Origin of the sequence: Ewingella sp. S1.OA.A_B6, from assembly GCF_049889095.1 — a bacterium.
Lineage (GTDB): Bacteria > Pseudomonadota > Gammaproteobacteria > Enterobacterales > Enterobacteriaceae > Ewingella.
Genome location: NZ_JBLJFK010000002.1, coordinates 251,725 through 277,004, shown reverse-complemented (window position 1 = coordinate 277,004; position 25,280 = coordinate 251,725). Strand labels below are relative to the sequence as shown.

Sequence of the window (25,280 nt, the reverse complement as noted above, 5' to 3'; positions counted from 1 at the left end):
AGGGAAAACTAAGAGGATCACCACGTGAAAACTGTACACCGCGCTTTTACACTGACAGCGTTAGCCTGCCTGCTGCCGATGTCAGCCCCTTCTTTTGCCGCCAACACGTCCCTTGAGCTGCAACAGGTTCTGATCATGAGCCGTCACGGGATCCGTGCACCGCTGGTGAACTACGGTGATGTCCTGGCCGAGTCGACCACTCATGCCTGGCCAAAATGGCAAACAGAAGGTGGGTTACTGACCCCTAAAGGCGGAAAAGTTGAAGAGCATATGGGCCAGTATTTCCGCGCATGGCTGGCGAAAACCCGGGTGCTGCCTGCGACACAATGTCCGACTGGCGGCCAGGTCTTTGCCTACGCAAACAGTCTGCCGCGCACGATTGATACCGCGAAGCATTTCGTGACTGGTGCATTCCCCGGCTGCGATGTGGCGGTGGTGAACCGCGTTGACATTGGCAAAATGGACCCGGTGTTCAACCCGATTATTACTGCAGACGTGAACGAAAAATTCAAAACAGATGCGCTTAACTCGATTAGTCAGCATGCGGGTGAGGGGGGAATTGATGGCCTCAATCAACGGTTGAAACCGAATTATTTGTTGCTGCAAAAAGTGATGGATTATCAGAACTCCAAACTGTGTAAGCAGGACAAACAGTGTGATTTGGCCTCCCAATCATCGAGTGTTGTCCTCACTCAGGGCAAAGAACCAGGCATTACCGGACCTTTACGTATGGCCACTGGCGCCACTGATGCCTTTATGTTGCAGTATTACGAAGGCTTCCCGATGAAAGATGTCGCCTGGGGACAGATCACCACGCCAGAGCAGTGGACAAAACTGGAAACCATTAAAAACCTCTACCATGAAACGTTGTTCGGCTCGCCAGCGATCGCAGCCAATGCGGCGAAACCTCTGTTGACGTTTATTTCCGGTGCGCTGAAGAAGAGTGATGCGAAATCGGCAGATCAACAGTCAGCACAACAGGCCAGGCTGGCCCTTATGGTCGGACATGACTCTAACATTGCCTCTCTGCTGGCAGCACTGAAAACCAAAGATTACACCTTGCCGGGTCAGTACGAACGCACACCGATCAGCGGTGCCGTGGTATTTCAGCGCTGGCATGATGCCAAAGCCAACCAAGACCTGATGAAAATTGAATACGTTTATCCGACGGCGAAACAGATCCGCAATAACACGGCGCTGAGTTTAAAAAATCCGCCACAGCGCGTAACCCTGCAAATCGAAGGTTGTGAAATCGACAAGCAAGGTTTTTGCCCAATGGAGAAATTCACTCAGGCGCTACAAAAAGACCTGCAAGGCTAATCTGTTCAATAGGTACTTATTCCGTCACTGCACACTGAATCCTGTGCAGTGACGGATTTTTGATGCATTAGCATAAGCACTCTTCAGTGCGTTTCGATCGGGTAGTCTTCGTCTATATTGCCCCATTCAGCCCACGAACCGTCGTACAACATCACGTCTTCTACACCGAGCGAATCCAACCCAAACGCCAGCGCCGCAGCGGTTACGCCGGAGCCACAGGTCGTGATCACTGGCTTATTCAGTTCCACACCCAGTCTCTCAAAAGTCGCCTTTAATGCTTGCGGTGACTTCAGGTAGCCATTTTCCGTCAGTTCGGTGAAAGGTACGCTGAGGCTGCCGGGAATATGGCCGCCGTGCAGGCGCGGACGCGGTTCAGGCTGTTCCGCTTTGAAACGGCCCAGTGGACGCGCATCAATGATTTGCACGTTGCCCAAAGCGTCCTGTACCTGACTGGCACTTACCACCACCGGGCGGACCAGTTTGGCATTGAAGGTGGTTGGCACACGGGAAATTTCGCCACTCTCAGTCGGACGTCCCTCCACTTTCCAGGCATTAAGCCCACCATCCAGCACGCGAACAGTTTTGGCACCAAAGCTGGTTAGCATCCACCAGACGCGCGGTGCGGAGAATAAGTCGCCTTCATCATAAAGAATGATGGTTTGCGTGTCGGCGATACCGAGACGGCCCATTGATGCGGAGAATTCCTCAGCGGTTGGCATCATATGCGGCAATCCGGTGCTGCAATCTGAAATGCTGTCGACTTCAACATAAATCGCGCCAGGGATATGCGTTTCAAGATATTTGCCGTGGAAATCTAACGGTGGAGTGATACCCGGTTTTGATTTGCGACAGTCAATGATCACTAGGCCAGGCGAGTTAAGGTTTTTTGCCAGCCACCCGGTGGAGACAATATGCGCAGAAGAAGTCATGTTCAGGGCCTTATTCAGATTGTATAGGGTCGTGGTTACTGATCCCGTCGTCAGGCTGATACATCGCCGGGGATGAGTGAGTAAACCCAGGCATTTTTGGGTTTCCCACGATAATAAAGGCGGTTGCGGTGCAGACCTTCGGCTACTGCACCGGCTTTTTCAGCTACCCGGCAACTGCGGTGATTGCCTTCCATCGCGACAATTTCAAGGCGCGTCAGGGCCAGCTCGTCGAACGCAAAGCGCGCAGCGACCTTGACCGCCAGCGGTGCCAGCGAGTGACCGGTGAAACCGGTGCGGATCCAGTAACCTATGTTGGCGAACTTATAATCCTGATTGATGCGGTTAACGCCGACTGAGCCAATGAGCTGGCCGCTGGCACGATCAAACAGGCAAAAATTGAATTCGACGCCGCGATGACGTTTTTGCTCGGAGTCGATCAGATATTTGCGGCTGTCTTCGAGCTGATACTGCTCGTTACACCAGCTTTCCCATGCACCAATCTCCTGCACCGAGGCCCGGATAGCATCTAAATGCAGTTCGGCTTCCAGTTCAGTGGCGACGCGGATTTCGGTATGGCTGTCCTGATACAGTTGACGAATTATCATCATAATTTCCTGATCATTTGCGTTAAACACATCTTCATTTTGATAACAAATTTAGCCTCACACATCCGTTAGCTGTCTGTCAATTAGACCTGTTCAACCAACATCACGAGTTTGAACTCTGCATGGCCTGCCGGTGAAAAGGTTTGCTGACGGTAGGTGATTTCGCCGCGAATGGGATGTTTGAAGCGCCGCTCGCCGCCTTCACGGCCCAGCACCTCCTGTTGTGTCCACCAAAGATTAAACGCTTCACTTTCATTACATAATCTCATCACGCACTGGCGAATGTCATCTGAGTGGGCGTAGTGTCCGGTTTCAGCACGAAATTCAGCGACTACGCGTTTTGCCCGCTGTGGCCAGTTGATCACTAAACGTGTCGCCAGTGGGTGCAGAAACATAAATCGTAGCAGATTAGGCTGCGGATCCACTCCGAGCCAGCCCGCAAAAAGCTGTTCTGCCTGCGAATTCCATGCCAGCACATTCCAGGCGCTGTCCAGCAGATAACCGGGGCAGGCCAGTTGATGAACGCAGTCACTGACTGCATTATCCGGTTCATTGTCTGCCGGGCGTGCCAGCGGATCTTTCACTCCGGCAAGGCTGAATAAATATTCCCGGGCAGCGGCTTGCAGGCACAGCGCCATCGCCAACTGGTCAAGTGTCGCGGCCGATATTGATATATCTCGGCCCTGCTCGATCCAGGTGTACCAGGTCGTGCTGATGCCGCTGATTTGCGCCAGCTCCTCACGACGTAAGCCGCTGGTACGGCGACGTGCTGACGTTGGCAGACCCACAGCCTGCGGAGTCGTTCGTTCGCGATGGGCGCGTAAAAAAGCGCCAAGGGCTTTAGGGCCATTCAGGGGGGCACTGTTATGCATTGGCCTTATCACACGTAAGAAGGGTAGTATTTATACTAGCATAACTGCTCATATTGTACCCGTATAGGGGCGTAGCTATAGTGGTTCTGCGGGCAACCCTGTCCGGCTAAAACATAATAATATTATGAAAGGGATAATTTATGATGAGCAAAAACAGTCACAGCCACGCAGTCGATAAGCAGTTCGGCTCTCAGGCGCAGGATTATCTGACCAGCACTGTGCATTCTCAGGGGCAGGATTTACAGCAGTTGGCGATTCTGCTGCAACCCCATCCTGATGCGCTGGTGATCGATTTAGGCTGTGGTGCCGGTCATGCCAGCTTTATTGCGGCGTCTGTGGTGAATAAGGTGATTGCCTATGATCTGTCTTCGCAGATGCTCGACGTGGTGGCGCAGGCTGCAAAAGACCAGGGTCTGAATAATATTGAGGTGCAACAAGGTGTGGCGGAATCGCTGCCGTTTGCTGACAACAGTGCTGATGTGATCATCAGCCGCTATTCGGCGCATCACTGGCATGATGTCGGTCAGGCACTGCGCGAAGCCCGCCGCGTGCTGAAGCCGGGTGGAAAAATCATCATGATGGATGTTGCTTCGCCCGGCCATCCGTTGCTGGATATTTATCTGCAAACGGTGGAGAAGCTGCGTGATACTTCGCACGTGCACAATTATGCGCCGGGTCAGTGGCTGAGCTTATTCACCGAGGCAGGGTTCCAGATAGAGACGCTGAGCTGCGGACGTCTGGTGCTGGAGTTCAACAGTTGGGTGGCGAGAATGCGTACACCGGAACATTTTGTCGTGGCAATACGTGAAATGCAAAAAGTCATGCCGGATGATGTGATTCAGCATTTTGACATCCAACCAGATGGCTCTTTTAGCGTCGATCTGGCGATGATTGTGGCCAATAAATCTTGAAGGAGGTTTCAGGGCGCGGCATAAAGTCAATGCGGCGCCCCGTAGCCACTATTTTTTACTGAAGGCTTTTTGGCCGAGCATCACCACCGCCAGCACCAGCGCGCCGACGATCAGACCAACCACCAGGTCGGTAGCGCCGGTGATCAATGTGCTGACAAACCCCTGATGTCCATGATTAAGCACTTCGACCAGACTATGCATAAACGGCAGGCCGTGGCTGATAATGCTGCCACCAACCAGGAACATCGCAAAAGTACCGACGACGGACAGCGTCTTCATCAACCATGGTGCGGCATTGACGATCAGCCCGCCAAATTTGCGTACCGCCTGCATAAAGCCGCTTTCGCCATTCAACTTGCTCAGATATAAACCGGCGTCATCAATTTTGACAATGGCTGCAACCAATCCGTATACCCCGAGGGTCATCACCACGGCAATCAGCACCATGACGGTCACTTGGCTCATAAAGGGTGCGGCGGCCACGGTGCCGAGAGAAATAACGATAATCTCTGCGGAAAGAATAAAATCGGTGCGCACCGCGCCTTTAATTTTCTCTTTTTCGACTTGAGCGATGTCAGCTGCAGATTTCACCTCGGGCGAGATATCGGACTTTTTATGCGTTTGTTCTTTGCTGTGTAATAGTTTATGCGCGACTTTCTCGAAGCCTTCGTAACATAAGTAGGCACCGCCAATCATCAGCAGCGGCGTGATTGCCCACGGGGCAAAGGCGCTGATCAAGAGTGCCAGCGGCACTAGAATGGCTTTATTAATCAATGAGCCTTTAGCGACAGACCAGACGATCGGTAATTCGCGATCGGCTTTGACTCCACTGACCTGCTGCGCATTAAGGGCCAGGTCGTCACCCAAAACGCTGGCGGTTTTCTTGGCCGCCACTTTGCTCATGGCGGCTACATCATCAAGAATCGATGCAATATCATCGATCAATGCCAGGAGGCTGGTTCCAGCCATAAACGAACTCCCTTTTGTCGTAAATAAAAAGAATCATAACAGTGATTGCTAGCTGGCGTCGATTTGTGCGAATCTGCCGACCTGGTTGTGATATCCCTCTTAGAAATTCATCAAAACTCCTTAATTCTCTGCACCTTGCTGATGCTGAAATTTTTACTTTCACTCTCTCCTTATTCTCGTCACAAAGATTAAACATTTTTACGGCGCATGACGTCTTCTTGCACTCGCGGGCAGATAATTAACTCAACGGAAAACATCCGCAAACGTCATTGTTGTAGAACGGAAATTAAACAGCATTCAATACAGCAGAAGGTGTGAATCATGAAAATCTTACCGATCTTAGCAGCAGCTATTATTACGACCGCGTCTTTTTCGGCTCTGGCAGCCACTCAGATAACAAGCGCACAGGCTGACAGCGGTAATTATCAGCCATTGGGTGTCGTCTCTGTGAGTCAGATGAGTGGCGCACCGGGCAGCATCAAAGAACAGCTTAATGCTCAGGCGACTGACAAAGGCGCAAGCCACTATCGGGTGATAGGGATGAGCTCTCCGGGTGACTCCAGCCTTGAACGTACCAGCGTAGAATTGTATCGATAAACACAGTTGCCGGGGAACCGGCACTTATTCGATTTATTGCCAATAGCCGGCTCAGTTTCCTGAGGCCGGCTATTTTCTTTGCTTCGGATTCACTCTCTGTCCGCCAAGACATTCAATATTTTCTTACAAAAATACCGGTTAAGAATAAATTCAACCAAAGAGAATGGAGAGTATTCTCATTTTAAGTGCATGATTAACCCTTGTTAATGAACTAATAAACTTAATTAATTATTCCTTAAGAATTTTTTTATGTGATAGTGGTCTACTTCCCCAGGGGTTATAAAAAATGTTAAATGCTACAAGACTGACTATCAAAAACACCAGGGTCTCACTACAGAATCAATTTTACTACTTGCAGAACTTTATCTCGTCACCACGCACGATGGGCACATTGGTTCCCTCTTCGCCTTGGTTATGCCGCGCAATGCTGAGTCAGATTGACTGGACTAAATCGCTGAAAATCGCAGAACTGGGTTCTGCTGATGGGGTATTAACCAAGCGTATTCTCGACAACATGCGCGCGGATGCTCAACTGCAGGCCTTTGAGATCCAATCTGGTTTTGTCCATAAATTGAATCAAATTAATGATTCGCGTCTACAGGTGATGGCACATTCGGCTGAACATCTCGACGGCGATTTCGACGCCGTTTTCTCCTGCCTGCCATTGTTGTCGATACCCACGCGTATCAGCATGAAAATACTGCAAAAAGCGCAGCAAAGGCTGAAAGCCAATAATGGTGTTATGGTGCAGTTTCAATATAGCCATCTGTCAGAGAAAATGCTTTCACGTTACTTTACCTGGCAGAGAATCCGCGTGGTGAAGAACTTCCCACCCGCGCTGGTCTACATCTGTAAACCGCGCTGAAATCGTATTTTGCTTGCCTTTTACCCTGTAGGTTTTGGTGAGTCATTGCACCACCGGTATTTATCAGTATGATGCCCTCAAGATAAGACGATGATTACCATCAGAGCAGTACCGACCTTAGGCTTCACTAGCGGGCGATTTAAACCTGTTGATGAGGCTTTTTTGTTGTACTATTTTGCGAGTACGACATGACTGTTTTGATATTCATCAGACGATGAAGACTTGTCATCCAGCGAATAAACCAGGCACCCGGGGATTAAGGATAGCGGTAATGACTCAACCCATTTTCATGATAGGCGCCCGCGGCGCAGGTAAAACCACGGTGGGCAGTGCGCTGGCTATTGCACTGAGCTATAAATTTGTCGATACCGATAGTTATCTGGTGCAAACATCTAGGTTCAGCGTGGCTGAAATTGTAGAGCGGGAAGGTTGGGAAGGTTTCCGTCGCCGAGAGACTGAGACGCTTGAAAGCATCAGTTCTGCGCTGACCGTCGTCGCCACCGGCGGCGGTGTGGTGTTGGCTGAGCATAATCGTGATTTTATGCGCCGCGCCGGAACGGTTATTTATCTGCGTTCCCCTGCATCTACCCTCGCGCATCGTCTGCAAGCGTCACCGTTGGAAGATCAGCGACCCACTCTTACAGGCAAACCCATCACTGAAGAGATGCTTGAAGTACTCAATGAGCGTGAAGCCTTGTATCAGGCCGCAGCGCATATCGTCGTTGATGGCGCGCATGCACCAGCCCAAGTGGTCGATGCAATTCTTGATGCGCTGGTTCTGGCAGTCGCGCGATAAGCTTACGCTGACTTAGTGGTGAGAGAACGGGCCTTTATGGCCCGTTTTGCTTTTCAGAGGCTTCCGAGCTTTGACTTTGCAAGGTGTTGCTGCTGAATGTCTATACTTAAGCTCTTAAGTGTTTATCTATTTCTCTCTGCCAAGGAGTTTTTATGCCGAGTCATCCTCCCTATCCGCGCACTGCCTATATTGTTCCGGTTGAAAAGGGCGAGCCAGGCAAAACGGAAACCTGGTACGAACTGCGTGCCGATCATCCCAAACCCGATACGCTGATTAGCGAACACGAAACCGAACGCGAAGCACTTGACTCCAAACGGCGCTATGAAGATCACAATATTAGTTAATTTGACATCCTGGAACGGCTGATCACCGCCGTTTTACTTACAGCGCGTGATGGCGGAAGTATCATCAGCGAAGCGTCTATGGCACGCTATATTCTGTATAAGCGCTGACAGATGGATTGCATGATATTTCCTGCTGATATTAAATGATATGGCATCATAATATCCTACAAAATTGCGCTCACTCACCCCATTATATGTATTTTTTTGAGCATAAAGCATATCTGCTCGCTGTGTTTCTTTAGACAAAAAATAAACAACTTGACCGCGCTCATTTTCAGCCTTAAATTTTACTTAACTAATCAGGAACTGAGTTCCACATATCGGAACCCTTGTTATGACCACACTAGAAAATGCCTCTGCGGTATTACAATTATTTTCCCGAATGGGGAGTGGGCAAAGCAATCCTGGAATGTCATTCAGTGATGTCGTGGAACATTTAGGATTACCGAAAAGCACAGCGTCGCGATTACTCATGACCATGGAAGAACAAGGGTTATTAGAACGAGATCCCGATAGCCGTTTATATCGCATTGGGAAACTCATTCTGTCGGTCGCCAGCAATTATCTTTCGGCACCGCTGGTGGATACAGCGTCACCTTTTATGGCACAACTTGGGCAGTTGACCCAATGCACCGGCTATATATCGATGTTGACCGGGCGAGATATCATGGTAATGCGCATGTTCCCCGGACGCACCTACTTGCAAGTGGTGACACCGGCGGGCAGCCTGCTTCCGGCCCATGAAACGGCCATCGGTAGAGCCATTCTGGCGCGTTATACTGACGAAGACGTTATTTTGCGTTTTGGCACGGATTACCGGGTCAATTCAGTGAATTCACCACAAAATTTAGAGGCTTTATTGGCCCGACTTGTACCAATCCGGGAAAGTGGTGTGTCTCATGCCTGCAATGAAACGTTGCAAGGTATCAGTACATTAGCGACCAGTATTACTAATAAGCACCGTAATGAGATGCTGGGATTGTGTTTATCGTTTCCTTCGCCGCAGGAAGGTCAGGATATCCCCGCAGGAATTAAAGAGGGTCTGATCGCCGTCACTCAGCAACTCGCTGAAAAATTAGGTGACGAGTATTGGCAATAGACCGATACCGCACCGCGACTGTTCGTCGGTGAGTAAAAATTTATTCTCAGGCGTGAAAAATAACGTATTTATTTGCACCAACCTCAGGGGCCGTTATGTCAGCACATGATTTTCAGAATGATAAATCAAACCCACTCAGGGATATTGGCACGCTATTAGTCATGATTTTGCTTTCCATATTGGGTGCAATCATTGGCGTGCAGCTGATCACCACATTAGGCGTTACGCCGAATACTTCTATTATCGGTGCGCTGTTTGCCATGTTGCTGGCGCGCGTTCCGATGCAGGTTTTCCAGCGCTACCGCTCGATACATATTCAGAATCTGGCCCAAACGGTGATCTCTTCTGCCACTTTTGGTGCCGCCAACAGTTTACTGATGCCGATTGCTATTCCTTATGTCATGGGACAGCCGCAGTTAATTTTACCGATGTTTATCGGTGTATCCGTCGCTATGTTGCTCGATGCCTATCTGCTTTACCGTTTGTTCGATACCAAAGTCTTCCCTGCCAGCAATGCGTGGCCACCGGGCGTTGCCGCCGCGGAAGCCATTAAAGCCGGTGATAAGGGCGGACGTCAGGCCTGGCTACTGGTGGTCGGTGTGGTGATTGGTCTGGGTGGTGCGATGCTTAAAATCCCGATGGCGGCTTTTGGTACAGCGTTCATTGGTAATATTTGGGCATTAAGTATGTTTGGTATCGGTCTGCTGATCCGCGCCTACGCCCAGCCGATTGCTGGTTTAGACCTCAGTGCCATGTACATTCCGCACGGCATGATGGTGGGCGCTGGGCTGGTTTCGCTAATTCAGGTGATTCAGGTGGTGCGGGCGAAAAACGCCGATGCCAAAGTCAGTTACACCCAACCGGCTACCGAGGCACGTAAGGCACTTGGGTTGGGTGCTGTTGGTTATATCGTTATTGCCGCTTTGCTAGCACTGGCGGGTGGTTTGTATAGCGAAATGTCGATCGGCATGTTGGTCGCCTTCATTGTTTATGCTGCTTTTGCCGCTTTCTTCCATGAACTCATTGTTGGCATAGCCGCGATGCACTCTGGCTGGTTCCCGGCTTTCGCCGTGGCGTTGATCACGCTGATCGTGGGTATCTTGATTGGCTTCCCGCCGCTGGCGCTTTGCGTGCTCACCGGCTTTACTGCCGCGACTGGCCCGGCCTTTGCTGATATGGGCTTTGATCTTAAAGCCGGATTTATCCTGCGCGGTTATGGTAAAGATTTACGAGAAGAGCTTATCGGACGACGTATCCAGCTGTTTGCTGCTCTGATCGCCTTTCTGATTGCTATTCCGGTGGTGTGGTTCGCGCACACCGGTTACTTTGCTCAGGATCTGGTACCGCCGGTTGCCCGTGTGTATGCCAAAACTATTCAGGCTGGTGCCCAGCCCGGCATCGCATACAGCCTGATGATCTGGGCCATTCCGGGTGCGCTTATTCAGCTCATCGGCGGGCCGAAGCGCCAGTTAGGCGTTCTGGTGGCGACGGGGCTGCTAATCAATAGCGTGATGGCCGGTTGGGCCGTAATAACCGGTATTGTGCTGCGCATCATTATCATTCGGATCTGGGGTGAAAAAGGTCGCACACCGATGGAAATTCTGGCCGCTGGCTTTATTGCCGGTGACGCCCTGTACAGCTTCTTTAACTCGATTTTTAGTTCCAAAACCAAGTAGTACTGCGTCAACACCAGGGCTTTTATAGCCATATGTAAAAAAAACAGACTGATCATTCATACTTTTCTGCAATGAAAAACTGAAATGAAAAGCTGAACCCACATCGCGGCAGTTTTGGTTGGTGCGCTCCCAGAGCGCCTGCCGCGATGCCCTAAAAGGAAACATGATGAGTTTACAACAGGCGTTGATCGTGTTCGACGTGATCGACAGTGCTTACGTCAGCGGTCAGGATGTAGTGGACTTATTCGCGGGCTATCCCGATGTCACCGCCAGCACCCATCGTGCCGACGGCCCAAAGGGTGGCACTGATTTTGTGCGTATTATCGTCCCAGGTAGCCAGGGGAAAAGCCGTGGAGGCAATGCCCCGACGCTCGGCATTATTGGTCGTCTGGGCGGTATTGGTGCGCGTCCTACGCGTATCGGCGTAGTCTCTGATGCCGACGGTGCCATTGCAGCGGTCACCAGCGCGCTCAAGCTGGCTGATATGCAACGTAAAGGCGATGTTCTTGACGGCGATGTGATTATCACTACCCACATTTGCCCCAATGCGCCAACCCGGCCGCATGACCCGGTTGATTTCATGGACTCGCCTATTGACGATGTCACCATGAATGAGAATGAAGTGGTAGAAGGTGTGGACGCCATTTTGTCCATCGATACCACCAAAGGTAACCGCATCATCAATCACAAAGGCTTTGCCATATCGCCGACGGTGAAAGAGGGTTATATCCTGCGGATCTCCGAAGATTTACTGCGCATCATGGAGATGACCACGGGCAAACCCGCGGTAACTTTCCCGATCACCACACAGGACATCACGCCTTATGGCAACGGTGTTCACCATCTTAACAGCATTCTACAACCTTCCACGGCCACTGACGTACCCGTTGTCGGTGTAGCGATCACTGCCGAATCGGTGGTGCCGGGCTGCGGAACGGGCGCAAGCCATGAAGTCGACATCGCGCTGGCGGCAAAATTTGTTGTCGAAGTGGCGAAGGAGTTTAGTCGCGGCACCTGCCGATTTTTTGATGCCGACGAATATCAACTGTTGTTGTCGCTGTACGGAAGCTTGCGCCACCTGCAAAACCGGAAATAATCACTATGATGACATCCTTTGCGACCTTAACTATCGGTCAAGCCCCGCGCAGCGATATCATGCCGCTGTTGATGGAATATCTTCCTGAAGAGTCGGTGACCCACATTGGCCTGCTCGACGGTATGACGCTACAGCAAATTGAGCAGCGTTATTCACCCGCAGTTGATGAGCCTCAGCTGGTTTCGCGCTTGCTGGATGGAACGCAGGTCACCTTGGGTTCGCACAGTGTCGAACAGGGATTGCAGGAGAAGGTCGACTGGCTGGAAGCTCTGGGTTGCGAAACAATTCTGCTGTTATGCACCGGCGTTTTTCATAGCCTGCAGGCTAAAAACGCCATGTTGCTTGAGCCGGACCGCATTATTCCTCCACTGATCCGCGCGATTGTTGGTACGCACCAGGTTGGCATTGTGGTGCCTGTCGAGTCACAAATTGCGGAGCAGGCCACCAAATGGTCGACGCTGTCGAAAGCCCCCTGTTTTGCCGTTGCCAGCCCTTATCTGGCTGATGAAGAGAAACTGACTGAAGCCGCACTGGCGTTGGAAGAGCAGGGCGCCCAGGTTGTAGTGCTGGACTGTATTGGCTACCACCGTCAGCACGGTGATCTGCTGCAAAGCAAACTTGGCATCCCGGTTCTGCTCTCTAACGTGCTGGTTGCAAAACTGGCCGCGGAACTGATTGTCTGAGAGTACCGCGTCAAGATCAAAAAAGGCCTGAGATACAGGCCTTTTTATTGCGCTAGTCTGCAGTTGAAACAAAGCAGGTACGATCGTAACTATCCAGAATGGCACTGCCACCAAATAAAATCAAATCAGTATCTTGCCTTTGCGGCATACCTCGGGACTCATCCAAAAACCAACAATAATCAGTGACAGCAGCCCTTTCCTGCCCCTACTATGGAGATTCTGAAACTTATCGCCAAGGGCCAATCTATGTTGAAAAATAATGAGTATTTTGCAGGAAAGGTAAAGTCGATTGGTTTTGACAGCGACAGCGCGGGTTGTCCCGCCAGCGTCGGCGTGATGGAAAAGGGAGAGTACACCTTCAGTACCGATAAACCTGAAGAGATGACCGTTTTACTCGGCTCCCTGAAAGTGTTATTACCTGGCTCGCCGGATTGGCAGGTGTTTATGCCGGGTGAAAAATTCTATGTGCCGGGCCAAAGCGAGTTCAACCTGCAAGTGGTTGAAGCTACCGCTTACCTGTGCAAATACCTGAGTAAATAATTTCTTACGTTGGCTTGTAGCAATGAAAAGGACGCTAATGCGTCCTTTAGTCATTTATTGCAGCACATGAAGAGCACTGCTGCGATATTCATTAACGTTGTGCTTCGCCGCCCAGTGCTTCCACCAGATTTTTGATCAGCGCGGTAATTTCACCGGTCATCAGGATAAAATCAGCATCGAAACGCTGCGCGAAATCTTCCCTGTCGATATCGTCATTCTGTTCGCGGATCACATCGCTGAATTTCAGGCGCTTAATGCTGCCGTCATCGGCCAGCACTACCGCGATACGTTCCTGCCATTCCACGGCCAGTTTGGTCACCAGCTTACCGTTCTCGATGTGCGTGGCGATTTCGTCACTGACCAGTGCCTGTTTCTTGCAGCGGATCACGCCGCCTTCTTCCAGAATGGCTTTCAACTCGGCTTCATCCTGCAGGGTAAAGCCGGCCGGTGTTTCACCAGAACGTACCCATTCGGTCAGCGTCAGTTCAATCGGACTTTCCATCGTCAGCGGAACAACGGGCAGCGAACCCAGACTTTTGCGCAGCAATGCCAGCATGTCTTCGGCTTTCTTGGCGCTGGCGGCATCTACCATGATCAGATCGTTGACGGTGTCGACCCACATATAGGTCTGACTGAAACGGCTGAACGCACGGGGCATCAATGTGTGCAAAACTTCATCTTTCAGCGAATCTTTTTCGGTCTTTTTCAGCTTACGATGCTGTTCGCCTTCAATCTGGTCGATTTTTGCCTGTAACTCCTGCTTAATCACTGGAGAAGGTAGGATCTTCTGTTCCTGACGGACACACAGCAGGATCTGGCCATTATGTGAATGCGTCAGCGCGTCACCGCCGTGAGAACCCATAGGTGAGACCCAACCGGTCTTCGCCATGTCCTGACTGCCGCAAGGCGTAAAAGTGAAAGCGCTTAGCTGCTTTTCCATCTCGTCGGCAGACAAAGAGACTTCACGGCTCAAACGGTAGACCAACAAATTTTTAAACCATAACATGATGTTATCCCTGTCCGTGCGCACACGAGGTACGCTGATTTATAGAATGCAGGGCGGCATGATACCCAATTGAGCGACGTGCGTCGTTAGGAAATCTTCCAGCAGACTCGCCGTTGGGTTCTACACTGATTAACCTGAACACTCTGAACCGCAGACATAAAACAAGTGAGGCACCTGTGCGAATTGGCATTGACTTAGGTGGAACAAAAATTGAAGTGATTGCGTTGTCGGATGGCGGTCATGAGCTGTTCCGCAAGCGTGTAGACACCCCACGCAACGATTACGAAAAAACCCTGAAAGCCATTGAAGGGCTGGTGCTGGATGCCGAAAAAGCAACCGGCCATCGCGGCAGCGTGGGGCTGGGTATTCCGGGCACATTGTCGCCGTTTACCGGCAAGGTCAAAAATGCCAACTCGGTGTGGCTGAACGGCCAGCATTTGGACGAAGATCTTGCCACACTGCTGGGGCGCGAAGTGCGGATTGCCAACGATGCTAACTGTTTCGCCGTATCGGAAGCGACCGATGGCTCAGGTGCAGGAAAGAAAACGGTGTTTGCGGTGATCATCGGTACTGGCTGTGGTTCCGGTATCGCATTGGGCACTGAAGCCCATGCCGGCGGAAACGGCAACGCGGGGGAGTGGGGCCATAATCCCCTGCCGTGGCCCGACGAAGACGAAATCCGTTTCGCGCAGGAAGTGCCCTGTTATTGCGGTAAGTCGGGCTGCGTGGAGACCTTCTGCTCCGGTACCGGCTTTGAGGAGGACTATTTCCGTCTCTCAACCCAACGCCGAAAAGGCGCGGAAATTATTAAACTGGCCGATGAAAGTGACCCGGTCGCTGAACTGGCGCTTAGCCGCTATGAACGTCGTTTAGCAAAGGCACTGGCAAATGTGGTGAATATCCTCGACCCCGATGTGATTGTCCTCGGAGGGGGAATGAGCAACGTTGACCGCCTGTATCAGACCGTCCCTTTGTTGGTGAAACAGTGGGTATTCGGCGGTGAATGTGAAACGCCAATCCTTAAAGCGACCCACGGCGACTCCAGTGGTGTGCGCGGCGCCGCGTGGCTGTGGCCGCAAGGGCGCTCCTCCCTTTAACTTTGCTTTATCATCCCGTAAAAAACGGTCTGTGCGATTGCTCACCCAGACCGTTTTTATCACTCGCCTTCCAGCATTAAATCTTTCGGTGCATTACTGCGTTGTACTTTGGTTGCCATGAAGTAGAGATAACCGCAGGCCATAAACAGCACGAATACGCCGAAAATTACCAGGTTAAACCACACCATTGCTACCAGACACACCGCCGCTAAAATCAGCGCGATAGCGGGCACCACCGGATAGCCAGGAGCGCGGAAACTGCGCTCCATTTCAGGCGCAATCTTACGTAACCGGAACAGGCTCATCATGCTCATTAAGTACATCACGATGGCGCCAAACACCGCCATGGTGATCATCGCAGCCGTCAGTGACATGCCCTGCAAATTGATTAAACCGTCGCTGAAAATCGCCGCAATACCAATCACACCGCCGAGCAGAATTGCACGGTGTGGCGTCTGATAGCGTGACAATTTTGCCAGGCCGGAGGGTAGATAACCGGCGCGGGCCAGCGCAAAGAACTGGCGTGAATAACCCAGAATAATGCCGTGGAAGCTGGCAACCAGGCCGAACAGACCAATCCAAACCAGCATATGCATCCAGCCGGAATTCTCACCCACCACCATCTTCATTGCTTGCGGCAGCGGATCATTAATATTGGAGAGCTTGCTCCAGTCACCTGCGCCACCGGCCATCACCATCACGCCGAGGGCTAACACCACCAGCGTCAGAATGCCGCTGATATAGGCTTTAGGGATGGTGCGTTTTGGATCCTTGGCTTCTTCTGCGGCCATCGCTGCGCCCTCGATGGCCAGGAAAAACCAGATAGCAAAGGGAATGGCGGCAAAAATGCCAGAGAACGCCGACATACCGAAATGCTCGCCGCCGGCCCAGCCGTTGAGTACAAAATGACTCATGCTGAACCCCGGTGCGACCACGCCCATAAACACCAGCAATTCAAGAACCGCCAGCACGGTGACCACCAGTTCAAACACGGCAGCCAACTTGACGCCTAAAATGTTTAGCCCCATAAACACCACATAGGCACCGACCGCTGCGATTTTCGGATTAAGATCAGGAAATTGCACATTCAGATAAGCTCCGATCGCCAGCGCAATGGCGGGCGGTGCGAAAACAAATTCAATCAGCGTGGCCATCCCTGCAATTAATCCGCCGGTTTCCCCGAAGGCGCGGCGACTATAGGCAAAAGGCCCACCTGCGTGAGGAATGGCGGTCGTCAGCTCGGTGAAACTGAAAATAAAACAAGTGTACATGGTGGCGACCAGTAAGGTGGTGACCAGAAAGCCCAGTGTCCCTGCCACGCCCCAGCCGTAGCTCCAGCCAAAATATTCACCGGAAATTACCAGTCCGACAGCAATTGCCCACAGATGCAGCGTGCCGAGCGTTGGTTTAAGTTGTGATGTCATCGTGCTCTCCTGAAACCAGATAAAAGGGAAGGTCAGAACATTTTGCTTAAGACATTTTCCAGCGCGCTGACCAGGATCTGGCTGTGTTCGGCGGTGAACACCAGCGGCGGGCGAATTTTCAGAATATTGGCGTGAGGGCCAGAGGCGCCGATCAATACGCCTTCCTCACGCAGTGCGTTGACCACCGCCAGTGCAGTTGCGGAGTCCGGTGCACCATCAGCGGTCACGAAATCGACGCTGACAAACAGCCCTGCACCGCGCACGCTGCCAATCGACGGGAAGCGTTCTGCCAGGGCACTGATGCCCTCAAGAATGGCTTTCCCCGCGCGGGCAACGCCTGGAATGAGGTTCTCCTGTTCAATGACTTCCAGCACCGCCAGCCCGACGGCGGATGACACCGTATTACCGCCGAACGTGTTGAAATAGCTCGACTCATTGCCGAAACGCTCAAGGATATGCGGCTGAATGGTGATGCCTGCCATCGGGTGACCGTTGCCCATCGGTTTACCGAGCGTCACGATGTCCGGCAGCACGCCGTGACGCTGGAATCCCCACCAATGTTCGCCTGAACGGCCGTAACCTGGCTGGACTTCATCGGCGATATACAACGCTCCTGCTTCATGCACCACATTGATAGCTTCTTGCAAGAAACCTGCCGGATCGAAGAAACCTCCGTCGCTGGTGAAAAAGGTGTCAATCATTAACGCTGCCGGTTTAATGCCGTGGCGGCGCATATCGGCCAGTGCGGCGCGAATATCATTGGCAAATTTCTTGCCCACTGCCGCTGGATCTGCCTGATTGTGAATAGGGGCCGGAATGACCCGCGCATCACCGTTTACTTTGACGTAAGGCCCCATGGATGCTGACAAGCCTGCAATGGCTTTGGTCATGCCGTGATAGCTGAATTCCGTCACGATAACGCCGGTGCCGCCGGTAAAATCTTCGGCAATACGCAGCGCCAGATCGTTGGCTTCGCTGCCGGTGCACGTGAACATCACCTGGCTCAATTCGGCAGGCATAGTGCTGAGCAACTTCTCGGCAAAGTTCAGCACATTTTCATGCAGGTAGCGGGTGTGAGTATTAATAGTGGAAGCCTGACGCACCAATGCCTCCAGCACGTGTGGGTGGCAGTGTCCCACTGACGGCACGTTGTTATAGACGTCGAGATAGCGGCGACCTTCGGCGTCGTAGACCCAGACGCCTTCGCCACGCACCAGATGCACCGGGTTTTTATAAAATAACTGATAGGCCGGACCGAGCAGGCGGCGGCGACGTTCGATCATCACCAGACTTTCGGCCGGAATATTACCGCTGGTAGCAGCATCAAAAGCATTGGTTTTCAACATGGTCATTATCTCCTGGCGGGCGGTGAGGGCTTCATTACCGGACGGTCCGGCGCTGAACGTTTTTCGATAATGCGCCCGGTTCGGCGGCAAAACTTGACCCCAACACCGCGATCGCCGTGCTCTGCGGTCAAGTTTTCACGTTCACCAGCCAGAGCGTGTCCTGCTGTCAATATTTGCTGCCGCCAGGTCAAGCGGTAAATGTGGGCGGCTTTCATTCTGAAGGCTCATTGAAGTGAGCCAGGAGTGAAACCCATGAATGCCAAACAGTCTGATACCCTCGATCAAGCCAGCCTGAATAAGCTTGCCAGTGAAGCATTACAGCGCTATCCCGCTGCCTTTCACGGTCAGCTTTCGTTGTTATGTCGTTCTGAAAACGCCACATTTATGGTGCGTGGCAACGATGGCCTGCGCTTTGCGTTACGGATCCATCGCGGGGATTACCATCAGCGTGATGAGATCGAGAGCGAGTTGGCGTGGCTTGATGCGCTGCGCGATACCGGCATCGTGGTGCCCGAACCGCTGACGGGGATTGATGGCCGTTACGTGCAGACGCTGCCCGTCAGCACCACTGAAAATCGCAACATAGTGATGTTCCGCTGGATTGACGGCAACATGCCGACTACCGACGTTGACCCGCGCGCTTTCGCGCAACTGGGAGAAGTCACTGCCCGTTTGCATCAGCACAGTCAGCGCTGGGTACCGCCTGCCAACTTTCGCCGCATTGTCTGGGATCATGACAGTATGGTGGGTTCGCAAGGTCACTGGGGCCGCTGGCAGGACGCACCGGGCATCAGTGAGCGGGACTTCCCGCTGATAGAGGAGACGCTGGCGCAGATCCGCCGCGTGTTGCATGACTACGGCAAAAGCGATCGGCGTTATGGCCTGATCCATGCTGATTTACGTCTGACTAATTTATTGCTGCATGAAGGCGAAACGCGGGTGATCGATTTTGATGACTGCGGGATGGGCTGGTATATGCACGACGCGGCGGCGGCAATCAGCTTCGTTGAGCATCATCCCCGTGCGGCAGAGTGGGTTGAGCACTGGTTGCGCGGCTACCAGACAATCTGTCCGCTGAGCGATGCCGATCTGGCCGTGATCCCGACGATGATCGTCCAGCGACGTATTCAGCTACTGGCCTGGCGTGGCTCACATGCCACTACCGAAATGGCGCAAAGTCTGGGGGATAACTGGGAAGCCGAAAGTCTGCGTTTGTGCCGCGATTATCTGGCGATGGTGCGCGTCGGGCTGGTGCTGGCCTGAGGCAGATTGCACGTATTTCGTGCGTCAGGGGCTGTCGTAAGTTTGTGTGCCGCGCTAATTGGCTGTCATTATTCGGTTTATCATTTTTCAAACGCTGGTATGAAACTTGCAAAAACCTTTCACCTGTTTGCGTGATGGAGTGAGAGATAATGCACACTGAACCTTTACTTCAGTCGCCCATTGGGCTTCAACCGGGCCTGAGACGGGCGATGGGTGCGCTCGATCAGCACGATACCTCTAACCGCGGTGTCCTGGCCGCCGCCGCCTCAGGGTTGAGCGAATTCATTCTTTCCAAGGGGGCAGATGTCGACCGCGTGCTCGGCATCTGCCGCATCAATCCTGAATTGTTACAACAGCCGACGCTAAGCCTCGGGCTGACTAATTACTGTCAGGTGCTGGAGGAAGCTGCCGTGCAGTCGGGCTGTGATAATTTCGGTTTGCACTACGGCAAGCAGTTTAAACCGCAGTCATTGGGCCTGATTGGTTATATTGGCCTGTGTTCAACCACGGTAGAGGCGGCGATTCAGAATGTCGTGAATGCCTTTCCTTTTCATCAACACAACACGCTGACCCGTCTGGTCGACAAAGGCGATCATTACCGCTTTGACTATCAGGTCCGTCACGGCAGCATTTTGTGCAAGCGCCAGGACGCCGAACTGACGTTGGGCATGATCCTTAACTTATTACGTCACGGACTGGGCAAAAGCTGGGCACCGCGCGAAGTGCATTTTGAACATCCGCGCCCGCAACAGTGGCACGAGCACTGCAAAGTCTTTGATGCACCGGTCTACTTTGACCAGCCTTACAACTCGCTGCTGATCCCCAAGCGTGATTTACAGCGCACTATGCCCGAACGTGACCAGACTCTGTTACTGGTGATGCAGGACGCTATCCGCCGCCTGAATGCTGATGCACCCGCGCAGCAGTCAGTAGTAGACAGCGCCCGTTCGCGGGTGCGGCAGGCGTTGTTGCGTGGGGAACCGGCGCTGGATGACGTAGCCGATAAAATGGGCATGTCACCGAGTTCGTTACAGCGCCGCCTGCGTGAACAAAACCTGACTTTCACTCAACTGGTGGATAACGTCCGCTGCGAACTGGCTACTCATTACCTGCAACAGCAGCAACTGCCGATTTCTGAAATGGCGCTGCTGCTGGGGTATTCCGAAGTCAGCGCTTTTTCGCGGGCTTTCCGCCGCTGGTTCGGGGTCAGCCCGCGTCAATGGCGACAGACAGGTTTGGCTGGGAAACTATCAGACTTTAAATTCACTGCTCAGGCGGCTGACGCCTAAGCCGTTAACTTTAGTGACTTTGATCTGCACCGGAATGCGGTCTTTCATCGCTTCGACGTGGCTGATGACACCGATGGTTTTCCCTGAAGCATTCAGACTGTCGAGGGCATCGAGCGCGGTGTCGAGCGTATCGGCATCAAGAGTGCCAAAACCTTCGTCGAGGAACAGAGAATCGATGCGGGTCTTATCGCTGACCAGATCGGACAACGCCAGCGCCAGCGCCAGACTGACCAGGAAACTTTCGCCGCCTGACAGCGTACGGGTGTCGCGCACCGCGTCGGCCTGCCAGGTATCCACCACCTGTAACTCCAGTGCATCGCTGGTTTTGCGCTGTAACAGATAGCGACCATGCAGCTTTTCCAGCTGTTTGTTGGCTAAATAGACCAGATGATCCAGCGTCAGGCCCTGCGCAAATTTGCGGAACTTCGCACCGTCGCTGGAGCCAATCATCTGGTTAAGATAGCCCCAGTCATCGCCGGTAAGCTGTGCCTGCGCAATCTGGGCGATCAGCGCCTGTTGTCCGCTGTGACGCTCTTGGTCGAACTTCAACTGATTATTCACTTCGCCCAGACGCTGCTGTAACCCTTTTAGCCGTTGCGCCAGCGCATCCTGTTCGGCGATGAGTTGAGCAAGATCGCTTTCGGTTTCACTGAGATGAGCAGGGCGCGCCAGGCGATGTTTTTCTAACTGATCTTTCGCATCGCTCAGCAGCGCCTGTGCCTGCGCCAGTTGTTGTTGCAGCCGTTCTTTGCGTTGCTGCAGTTGCTGACGCAGTGCATCGTCCAGTAACGCCTGTTTTACCGCCTCTTCGTCGGCGAAGTCGCTGTTGCCCAGCGCCCGTTGCCAGTCGCTTTCCGCCTGTTGTGATCGCACCGTGGCCTGATGCTGATGTTGTTGCGTACTGGCAAGCTGACCGGCCAACTTATCGCGTTGTTCCTGCGCTTTACGCAGCAATTCCGCCGCTTCTGTGATCGCTTTCTCGGCCGCCAGCTGCTGCTGATGCAACTGCTCGCGAACCTGTGCAATTTGGCGATCGCCGAACAGTTCCCTGCGCTTCGCACGCCGTTCCGCCAGCGTTTTCTCGCCGTCTGTAAATTGTTTTTGCAGACGTTCAAGCTGTTCCTGAAATTTCGTCTGATTTTGTTGAGTCAATGTAAAGCGCTCTGTCAGCAATGCGGTCTGTTGTTGTGTCTTTTGCTGCTGGTTGAGTGCGTCGTTCAGAGTATCTTTGGCATGTTGTAGCGCGCGCGACAGCTGTTCGTGCTGGCTAAGCAAATCCTGATATTGCTGTTCTTCGCGATCGCGTTCCACCAGCCATTGCTGAACGGTATCGGTGTCCTGTAACCCGAACGTCAGGTTCAGCGGGGTGCTGAGTTGCTGCCAGTTTTCGAGGTGTGAATCCAGTTGCTGTTGATCTTGTTTCAGCTGGGTTTGCAGGCGTATTTGCTGCTCTTTCATACTTTTTATCTTCGCGGCCAGTTCGATGCCGCGGGTTTTTGCTGTATCGAATTCGAGCTGCATTTTCTCGGCACGCTGCGCGGTTTCTGACGGTTTCACGTCCTGATAACTTTCAATTGCTGGGTGTGAGGTCGAGCCGCAAAGTGGGCAGGGTTTGCCGCTTTGCAAATTTGCCCGCTCAGCCGTCAGGCTGAGGATCAACTCTTCACTTTTTAGCCGCGCTTTCACGTCATTCAAATGTTCGAGTTGTTTCTGGCATTGCAGACGGATCGCGCCCAGCAGTTGTTCTTCTTCCATTACCTGCGTCTGGATCTGCGCGAAATCGGCATTTTGCTGCACTAAGCGGCGGTTCAGCGGAGGAAAGAGTTGCCCGAGGGAATACAGCTGCTGGCGCACCGGCCGGAGCTGCGCCAGTTCGGATTGCCGTTTCTGCAAGGCTGCCAGCGGATGGCGTTTTTCCAGTTCAGTCTGGCGCTGCTGCTGCGCGGTGAGCGCATCGGTCAACGTGGTGCGCATGCTCTGATGCTGACGGCTTTGCTGGTCCAGTTGCTCACGTTCAGTGGTCAGCTGTTCGAGCGCGATGCTTTGCTCTTTGACCTGTTTCTGAACGTCATTCAGCGCTTGCTGCGTGTCCGCCTGCGTTTTACGCCACTGGGCGATGTCGTTATCCAGCGGACGCACTTTCTCTTCAATTAACGTTTCCTGTTGACGCTGCTCTTCGGCCTGTTTCTGGCGGATGGTCTGCGCCTGTTCCAGTGTCCGGTTCAGCGGCGTCATCTGCGCAAGCTGTTGTTCCTGCTGTTGAATCAGTTGCGAAATCAGTTGCTGAAGATCCTGCGTTTCTTTTTGGCAGCGCTGGCGTTCGAGGAGTCGCGGACGCAGCTTTTCAGCCGGTTCGCTGCGTGCCAGCTGTTGCAGTAGCGGCGCGGCCTGAGCCGTTTCCTGTTCTGCCGCTGCCAGTTGCTGCTGAGAGTGCAGATGTTTTTGTTGTATCTGCTGCCATTGTTGCAGCCAATTGAGGTCCCGCTGGCGTTGTTGTGCCTGTTGGCTGAGACTGATTTCCTGCGCATTCAGTCCGCTCAGCTCGGCTTCCCGCGTCTGACGTTGTTCTTGGCTCAGCAATTCAATACCGGCCATGCGCTGGTGTAAACCGTCGAGCTGATTCTTCGCTTGCTTATGTTGCTCGAATATCTGTTCTGACAGATGGCCGTAGATCTCAGTGCCGGTCAGTTCCTCCAGCAGTTCGGCGCGGTCGTTGGCATCGGCATTGAGGAAAGCGGCAAACTGTCCCTGCGACAGCATCATTGATTTGGTGAAACGGCCAAAGTCCAGTCCGGTCAGTTGGGCGATAGCGTCGAGCTTGTCGCGCACTTTGTCAGCCAAAATTTTGCCGTCGGCTAATAATGCCAGCTCCACTTTTGGCGCCTGCAAGTTGCCCTCTGGCGAATTTTTGGCGCGGCGCTGACTCCAGAAAGCGCGGTAGCCAATGCCTTTGACTTCGAACTCTACCTCGGCCAGCGATTCTGCTGTGTGGCGGGTCATGAGCTCGTTTTGCGTCGGCGAAACATTCAGGCGCGGCGTCTGGTGATAAAGCGCCAGGCAGATGGCGTCGAGCAGCGTAGTTTTACCCGCGCCGGTCGGGCCGGTAATGGCGAATAAGCCGTTGCTGGCAAAGGGTTCGGCGGTGAAGTCGATTTTCCATTCACCTTCCAGCGAATTCAGGTTTTTCAACCGCAGGCTGAGGATTTTCATGGTGTGCTCTCCCCAACCGATTGCTCGCTGGTGACCTGCTCAACAACCTGCGCGAACAGCGTGCGCATCCGCGCCTGACGGTGTTCGTCGGGATCGGTTTCCTGTGCCAGGCGTCGTTCAAACACTTCGCTGACGCTCAGTTCGCTGAGGGTTTCTTTTTCCTGCTGTTCGATGCTGTTAATCCGCTGCTCTTTGCTGCGTCGCAGCAGCACCACTTCCACCGGAAGTTCCGCGGTCAGTGCCTGAATGCGTCTTTGAATGTCACTGAGATAATCCTGAGTGGCGACTTCAATATCGAGCCATACCGGCTTGCCGGTATCGGCACCGGCAAACTGTTTTAACTGCTGTTCGATGTCAGCCAGCGGCCCCTTAATCATCTTCATCGGCTGAAATTGCGGAATTTCCAGAGTGTCGACGGAATTGAGCGTTGCGCCATCGAAATCAAGTAAGTAGACGCTTTTTACTTTGCTCAGTTCGTCAAAGCTCAGTGCAATCGGTGAGCCGCTGTAACGGATGTGTTCGGTTTTTGCCACGCACTGGGCGCGGTGAATATGACCCAGCGCCACGTAATCAACCGGCGGAAAAGCCTGCGCGGGGAAGGCGTCGAGCGTGCCGATATAGATGTCACGTACTGAATCTGAGGTGCTGACACCGACGGTAGTTAGATGGCCGGTAGCGATGATCGGCACCGGCACGCCGAGGCGTTTACGCTCGGCCAGCGCAGCCTGATACAGTGCATCGTAGTGCGCGGCAATGGCTTCCTGTAAGGCCAGCTGTTTATCGCTGCCGGACTGCCCGGCCTGACTGGCGATGAGGTCACGCGGGCGCAAAAATGGAATGGCGCACAGCACTGCGCCGGGCGTACCGTCGCGCTGATTCAGCACTAAAATTTGCTGCGATAAATCCTCGCCTACGGTGGCAATGACCCGTGTGTTGAGGCAGGAGAGCAGTTCGCGTGATTCATTGAGTGTGGCGACGGAGTCGTGATTTCCGGCCAGCACAATCAGCTGACAGCCGGTACGCTGTAACTCCACCACAAAGCGGTTATATAATTCACGGGCATAACTCGGTGGCGAACCGGTATCGAAAATGTCTCCGGCGACAATCACCGCGTCAACCTGATGATTTTCCACCTGTTCCGTCAGCCAGCGTAAAAATTCCTGATGCTCGGCGGCGCGGCTTTTAGTGAAAAAATACTGACCAAGGTGCCAGTCTGAGGTATGGATCAGGCGCATGAAACTCCCGTGGTGAAGTGTGCCGGACGTATTGCCGCAAAGTATAAACGCCAGCGGGTGCGAGTGTCCCCGTTAAATCAGGCACATTTCAGTGACATGACGTAATAA

24 protein-coding genes are annotated in these 25,280 nt (G+C 52.8%); 14 read left to right on the top strand and 10 right to left on the bottom strand.

Annotated features, from left to right (window positions below; translation table 11 throughout):
• The first annotated feature begins 24 nt into the window (after positions 1-24).
• Positions 25-1,320 carry a bifunctional glucose-1-phosphatase/inositol phosphatase gene (gene agp, locus ACMV8I_RS09520; RefSeq protein ID WP_498864979.1) on the top strand — a complete coding sequence of 432 codons (1,296 nt, stop codon included), beginning with the start codon at positions 25-27 and terminating at the stop codon, positions 1,318-1,320.
• A gap of 83 nt (positions 1,321-1,403) precedes the next feature.
• Here the strand turns inward: agp and sseA are convergent, their stop codons facing one another.
• From sseA to ACMV8I_RS09505, 3 genes are all read right to left on the bottom strand, one after another.
• Positions 1,404-2,249, bottom strand: a complete 846-nt coding sequence (sseA, locus tag ACMV8I_RS09515) for a 3-mercaptopyruvate sulfurtransferase (protein WP_498864978.1) — start codon at positions 2,247-2,249, stop codon at positions 1,404-1,406.
• A gap of 50 nt (positions 2,250-2,299) precedes the next feature.
• Complete coding sequence (locus ACMV8I_RS09510) at positions 2,300-2,854, bottom strand: GNAT family N-acetyltransferase (protein ID WP_498864977.1); 555 nt, start codon at positions 2,852-2,854, stop codon at positions 2,300-2,302.
• Between the two features lie 83 nt (positions 2,855-2,937).
• Positions 2,938-3,726: a helix-turn-helix transcriptional regulator gene (locus ACMV8I_RS09505; RefSeq protein WP_498864976.1), complete on the bottom strand. Its 789-nt coding sequence runs from the start codon at positions 3,724-3,726 to the stop codon at positions 2,938-2,940.
• Between the two features lie 140 nt (positions 3,727-3,866).
• On the opposite strand from ACMV8I_RS09505, the gene ACMV8I_RS09500 reads away from it, so the two are divergent.
• A complete protein-coding gene (locus ACMV8I_RS09500; protein ID WP_498864975.1) occupies positions 3,867-4,637 on the top strand; it encodes a class I SAM-dependent methyltransferase in 771 nt (256 codons plus the stop codon).
• A 48-nt stretch (positions 4,638-4,685) separates the two neighbouring features.
• Here the strand turns inward: ACMV8I_RS09500 and ACMV8I_RS09495 are convergent, their stop codons facing one another.
• Positions 4,686-5,606: a DUF808 domain-containing protein gene (locus ACMV8I_RS09495; RefSeq protein ID WP_498864974.1), complete on the bottom strand. Its 921-nt coding sequence runs from the start codon at positions 5,604-5,606 to the stop codon at positions 4,686-4,688.
• Positions 5,607-5,927: 321 nt separating this feature from the next.
• Here ACMV8I_RS09495 and ACMV8I_RS09490 point away from each other — a divergent pair, with 321 nt between their 5' ends.
• From ACMV8I_RS09490 to ppnP, 9 genes are all read left to right on the top strand, one after another.
• Entirely contained in the window at positions 5,928-6,203 is a 276-nt protein-coding gene (locus tag ACMV8I_RS09490) for a YdgH/BhsA/McbA family protein (protein ID WP_498864973.1), read from the top strand.
• A 286-nt stretch (positions 6,204-6,489) separates the two neighbouring features.
• Positions 6,490-7,068 (top strand): class I SAM-dependent methyltransferase, encoded by a 579-nt coding sequence (locus ACMV8I_RS09485; protein WP_498864972.1) that lies wholly within the window; start codon positions 6,490-6,492, stop codon positions 7,066-7,068.
• A gap of 271 nt (positions 7,069-7,339) precedes the next feature.
• Positions 7,340-7,864 carry a shikimate kinase AroL gene (aroL, locus tag ACMV8I_RS09480; RefSeq protein ID WP_498864971.1) on the top strand — a complete coding sequence of 175 codons (525 nt, stop codon included), beginning with the start codon at positions 7,340-7,342 and terminating at the stop codon, positions 7,862-7,864.
• Positions 7,865-8,016: 152 nt separating this feature from the next.
• Entirely contained in the window at positions 8,017-8,208 is a 192-nt protein-coding gene (locus tag ACMV8I_RS09475; protein WP_498864970.1) for a YaiA family protein, read from the top strand.
• A 334-nt stretch (positions 8,209-8,542) separates the two neighbouring features.
• Positions 8,543-9,307 carry an IclR family transcriptional regulator gene (locus tag ACMV8I_RS09470; protein ID WP_498864969.1) on the top strand — a complete coding sequence of 255 codons (765 nt, stop codon included), beginning with the start codon at positions 8,543-8,545 and terminating at the stop codon, positions 9,305-9,307.
• Positions 9,308-9,402: 95 nt separating this feature from the next.
• Positions 9,403-10,983: an OPT/YSL family transporter gene (locus tag ACMV8I_RS09465; protein WP_498864968.1), complete on the top strand. Its 1,581-nt coding sequence runs from the start codon at positions 9,403-9,405 to the stop codon at positions 10,981-10,983.
• A gap of 166 nt (positions 10,984-11,149) precedes the next feature.
• Complete coding sequence (locus ACMV8I_RS09460) at positions 11,150-12,079, top strand: DUF1177 domain-containing protein (protein ID WP_498864967.1); 930 nt, start codon at positions 11,150-11,152, stop codon at positions 12,077-12,079.
• A gap of 5 nt (positions 12,080-12,084) precedes the next feature.
• Positions 12,085-12,762 (top strand): AroM family protein, encoded by a 678-nt coding sequence (locus tag ACMV8I_RS09455; protein ID WP_498864966.1) that lies wholly within the window; start codon positions 12,085-12,087, stop codon positions 12,760-12,762.
• Between the two features lie 246 nt (positions 12,763-13,008).
• The gene (gene ppnP, locus ACMV8I_RS09450; RefSeq protein WP_498864965.1) at positions 13,009-13,302 is read left to right on the top strand and encodes a pyrimidine/purine nucleoside phosphorylase; all 294 of its coding nucleotides are present in this window, start codon (positions 13,009-13,011) and stop codon (positions 13,300-13,302) included.
• 91 nt (positions 13,303-13,393) lie between these two features.
• On the opposite strand, the gene rdgC is transcribed toward ppnP, so the two are convergent.
• Entirely contained in the window at positions 13,394-14,308 is a 915-nt protein-coding gene (gene rdgC, locus ACMV8I_RS09445; protein WP_498864964.1) for a recombination-associated protein RdgC, read from the bottom strand.
• A gap of 176 nt (positions 14,309-14,484) precedes the next feature.
• Between rdgC and mak the strand changes: the two genes are divergently transcribed.
• Entirely contained in the window at positions 14,485-15,405 is a 921-nt protein-coding gene (gene mak, locus ACMV8I_RS09440) for a fructokinase (protein WP_498864963.1), read from the top strand.
• Between the two features lie 59 nt (positions 15,406-15,464).
• Here the strand turns inward: mak and eat are convergent, their stop codons facing one another.
• The 3 genes from eat to ACMV8I_RS09425 are packed head-to-tail and all read right to left on the bottom strand — an operon-like array spanning position 15,465 to position 18,390.
• Complete coding sequence (gene eat / locus ACMV8I_RS09435; RefSeq protein WP_498864962.1) at positions 15,465-16,829, bottom strand: ethanolamine permease; 1,365 nt, start codon at positions 16,827-16,829, stop codon at positions 15,465-15,467.
• A 32-nt stretch (positions 16,830-16,861) separates the two neighbouring features.
• Positions 16,862-18,175 (bottom strand): aspartate aminotransferase family protein, encoded by a 1,314-nt coding sequence (locus ACMV8I_RS09430; protein WP_498864961.1) that lies wholly within the window; start codon positions 18,173-18,175, stop codon positions 16,862-16,864.
• Between the two features lie 5 nt (positions 18,176-18,180).
• Positions 18,181-18,390, bottom strand: coding sequence for a hypothetical protein (locus tag ACMV8I_RS09425; RefSeq protein ID WP_498864960.1), 210 nt, complete (start codon positions 18,388-18,390; stop codon positions 18,181-18,183).
• A 37-nt stretch (positions 18,391-18,427) separates the two neighbouring features.
• On the opposite strand from ACMV8I_RS09425, the gene ACMV8I_RS09420 reads away from it, so the two are divergent.
• Together ACMV8I_RS09420 and qhpR are read left to right on the top strand one after the other, a co-directional pair.
• Complete coding sequence (locus tag ACMV8I_RS09420; RefSeq protein WP_498864959.1) at positions 18,428-19,438, top strand: phosphotransferase enzyme family protein; 1,011 nt, start codon at positions 18,428-18,430, stop codon at positions 19,436-19,438.
• 209 nt (positions 19,439-19,647) lie between these two features.
• Complete coding sequence (gene qhpR, locus ACMV8I_RS09415; protein WP_498865030.1) at positions 19,648-20,727, top strand: AraC-like transcriptional regulator QhpR; 1,080 nt, start codon at positions 19,648-19,650, stop codon at positions 20,725-20,727.
• Here the strand turns inward: qhpR and sbcC are convergent.
• Positions 20,689-23,937 carry an exonuclease subunit SbcC gene (sbcC, locus tag ACMV8I_RS09410; RefSeq protein WP_498864958.1) on the bottom strand — a complete coding sequence of 1,083 codons (3,249 nt, stop codon included), beginning with the start codon at positions 23,935-23,937 and terminating at the stop codon, positions 20,689-20,691. The genes qhpR and sbcC overlap by 39 nt on opposite strands.
• Positions 23,934-25,172: an exonuclease subunit SbcD gene (sbcD, locus tag ACMV8I_RS09405; protein ID WP_498864957.1), complete on the bottom strand. Its 1,239-nt coding sequence runs from the start codon at positions 25,170-25,172 to the stop codon at positions 23,934-23,936. Before sbcD ends, sbcC begins: the two co-directional genes overlap by 4 nt.
• Between the last annotated feature and the right edge of the window lie 108 nt (positions 25,173-25,280).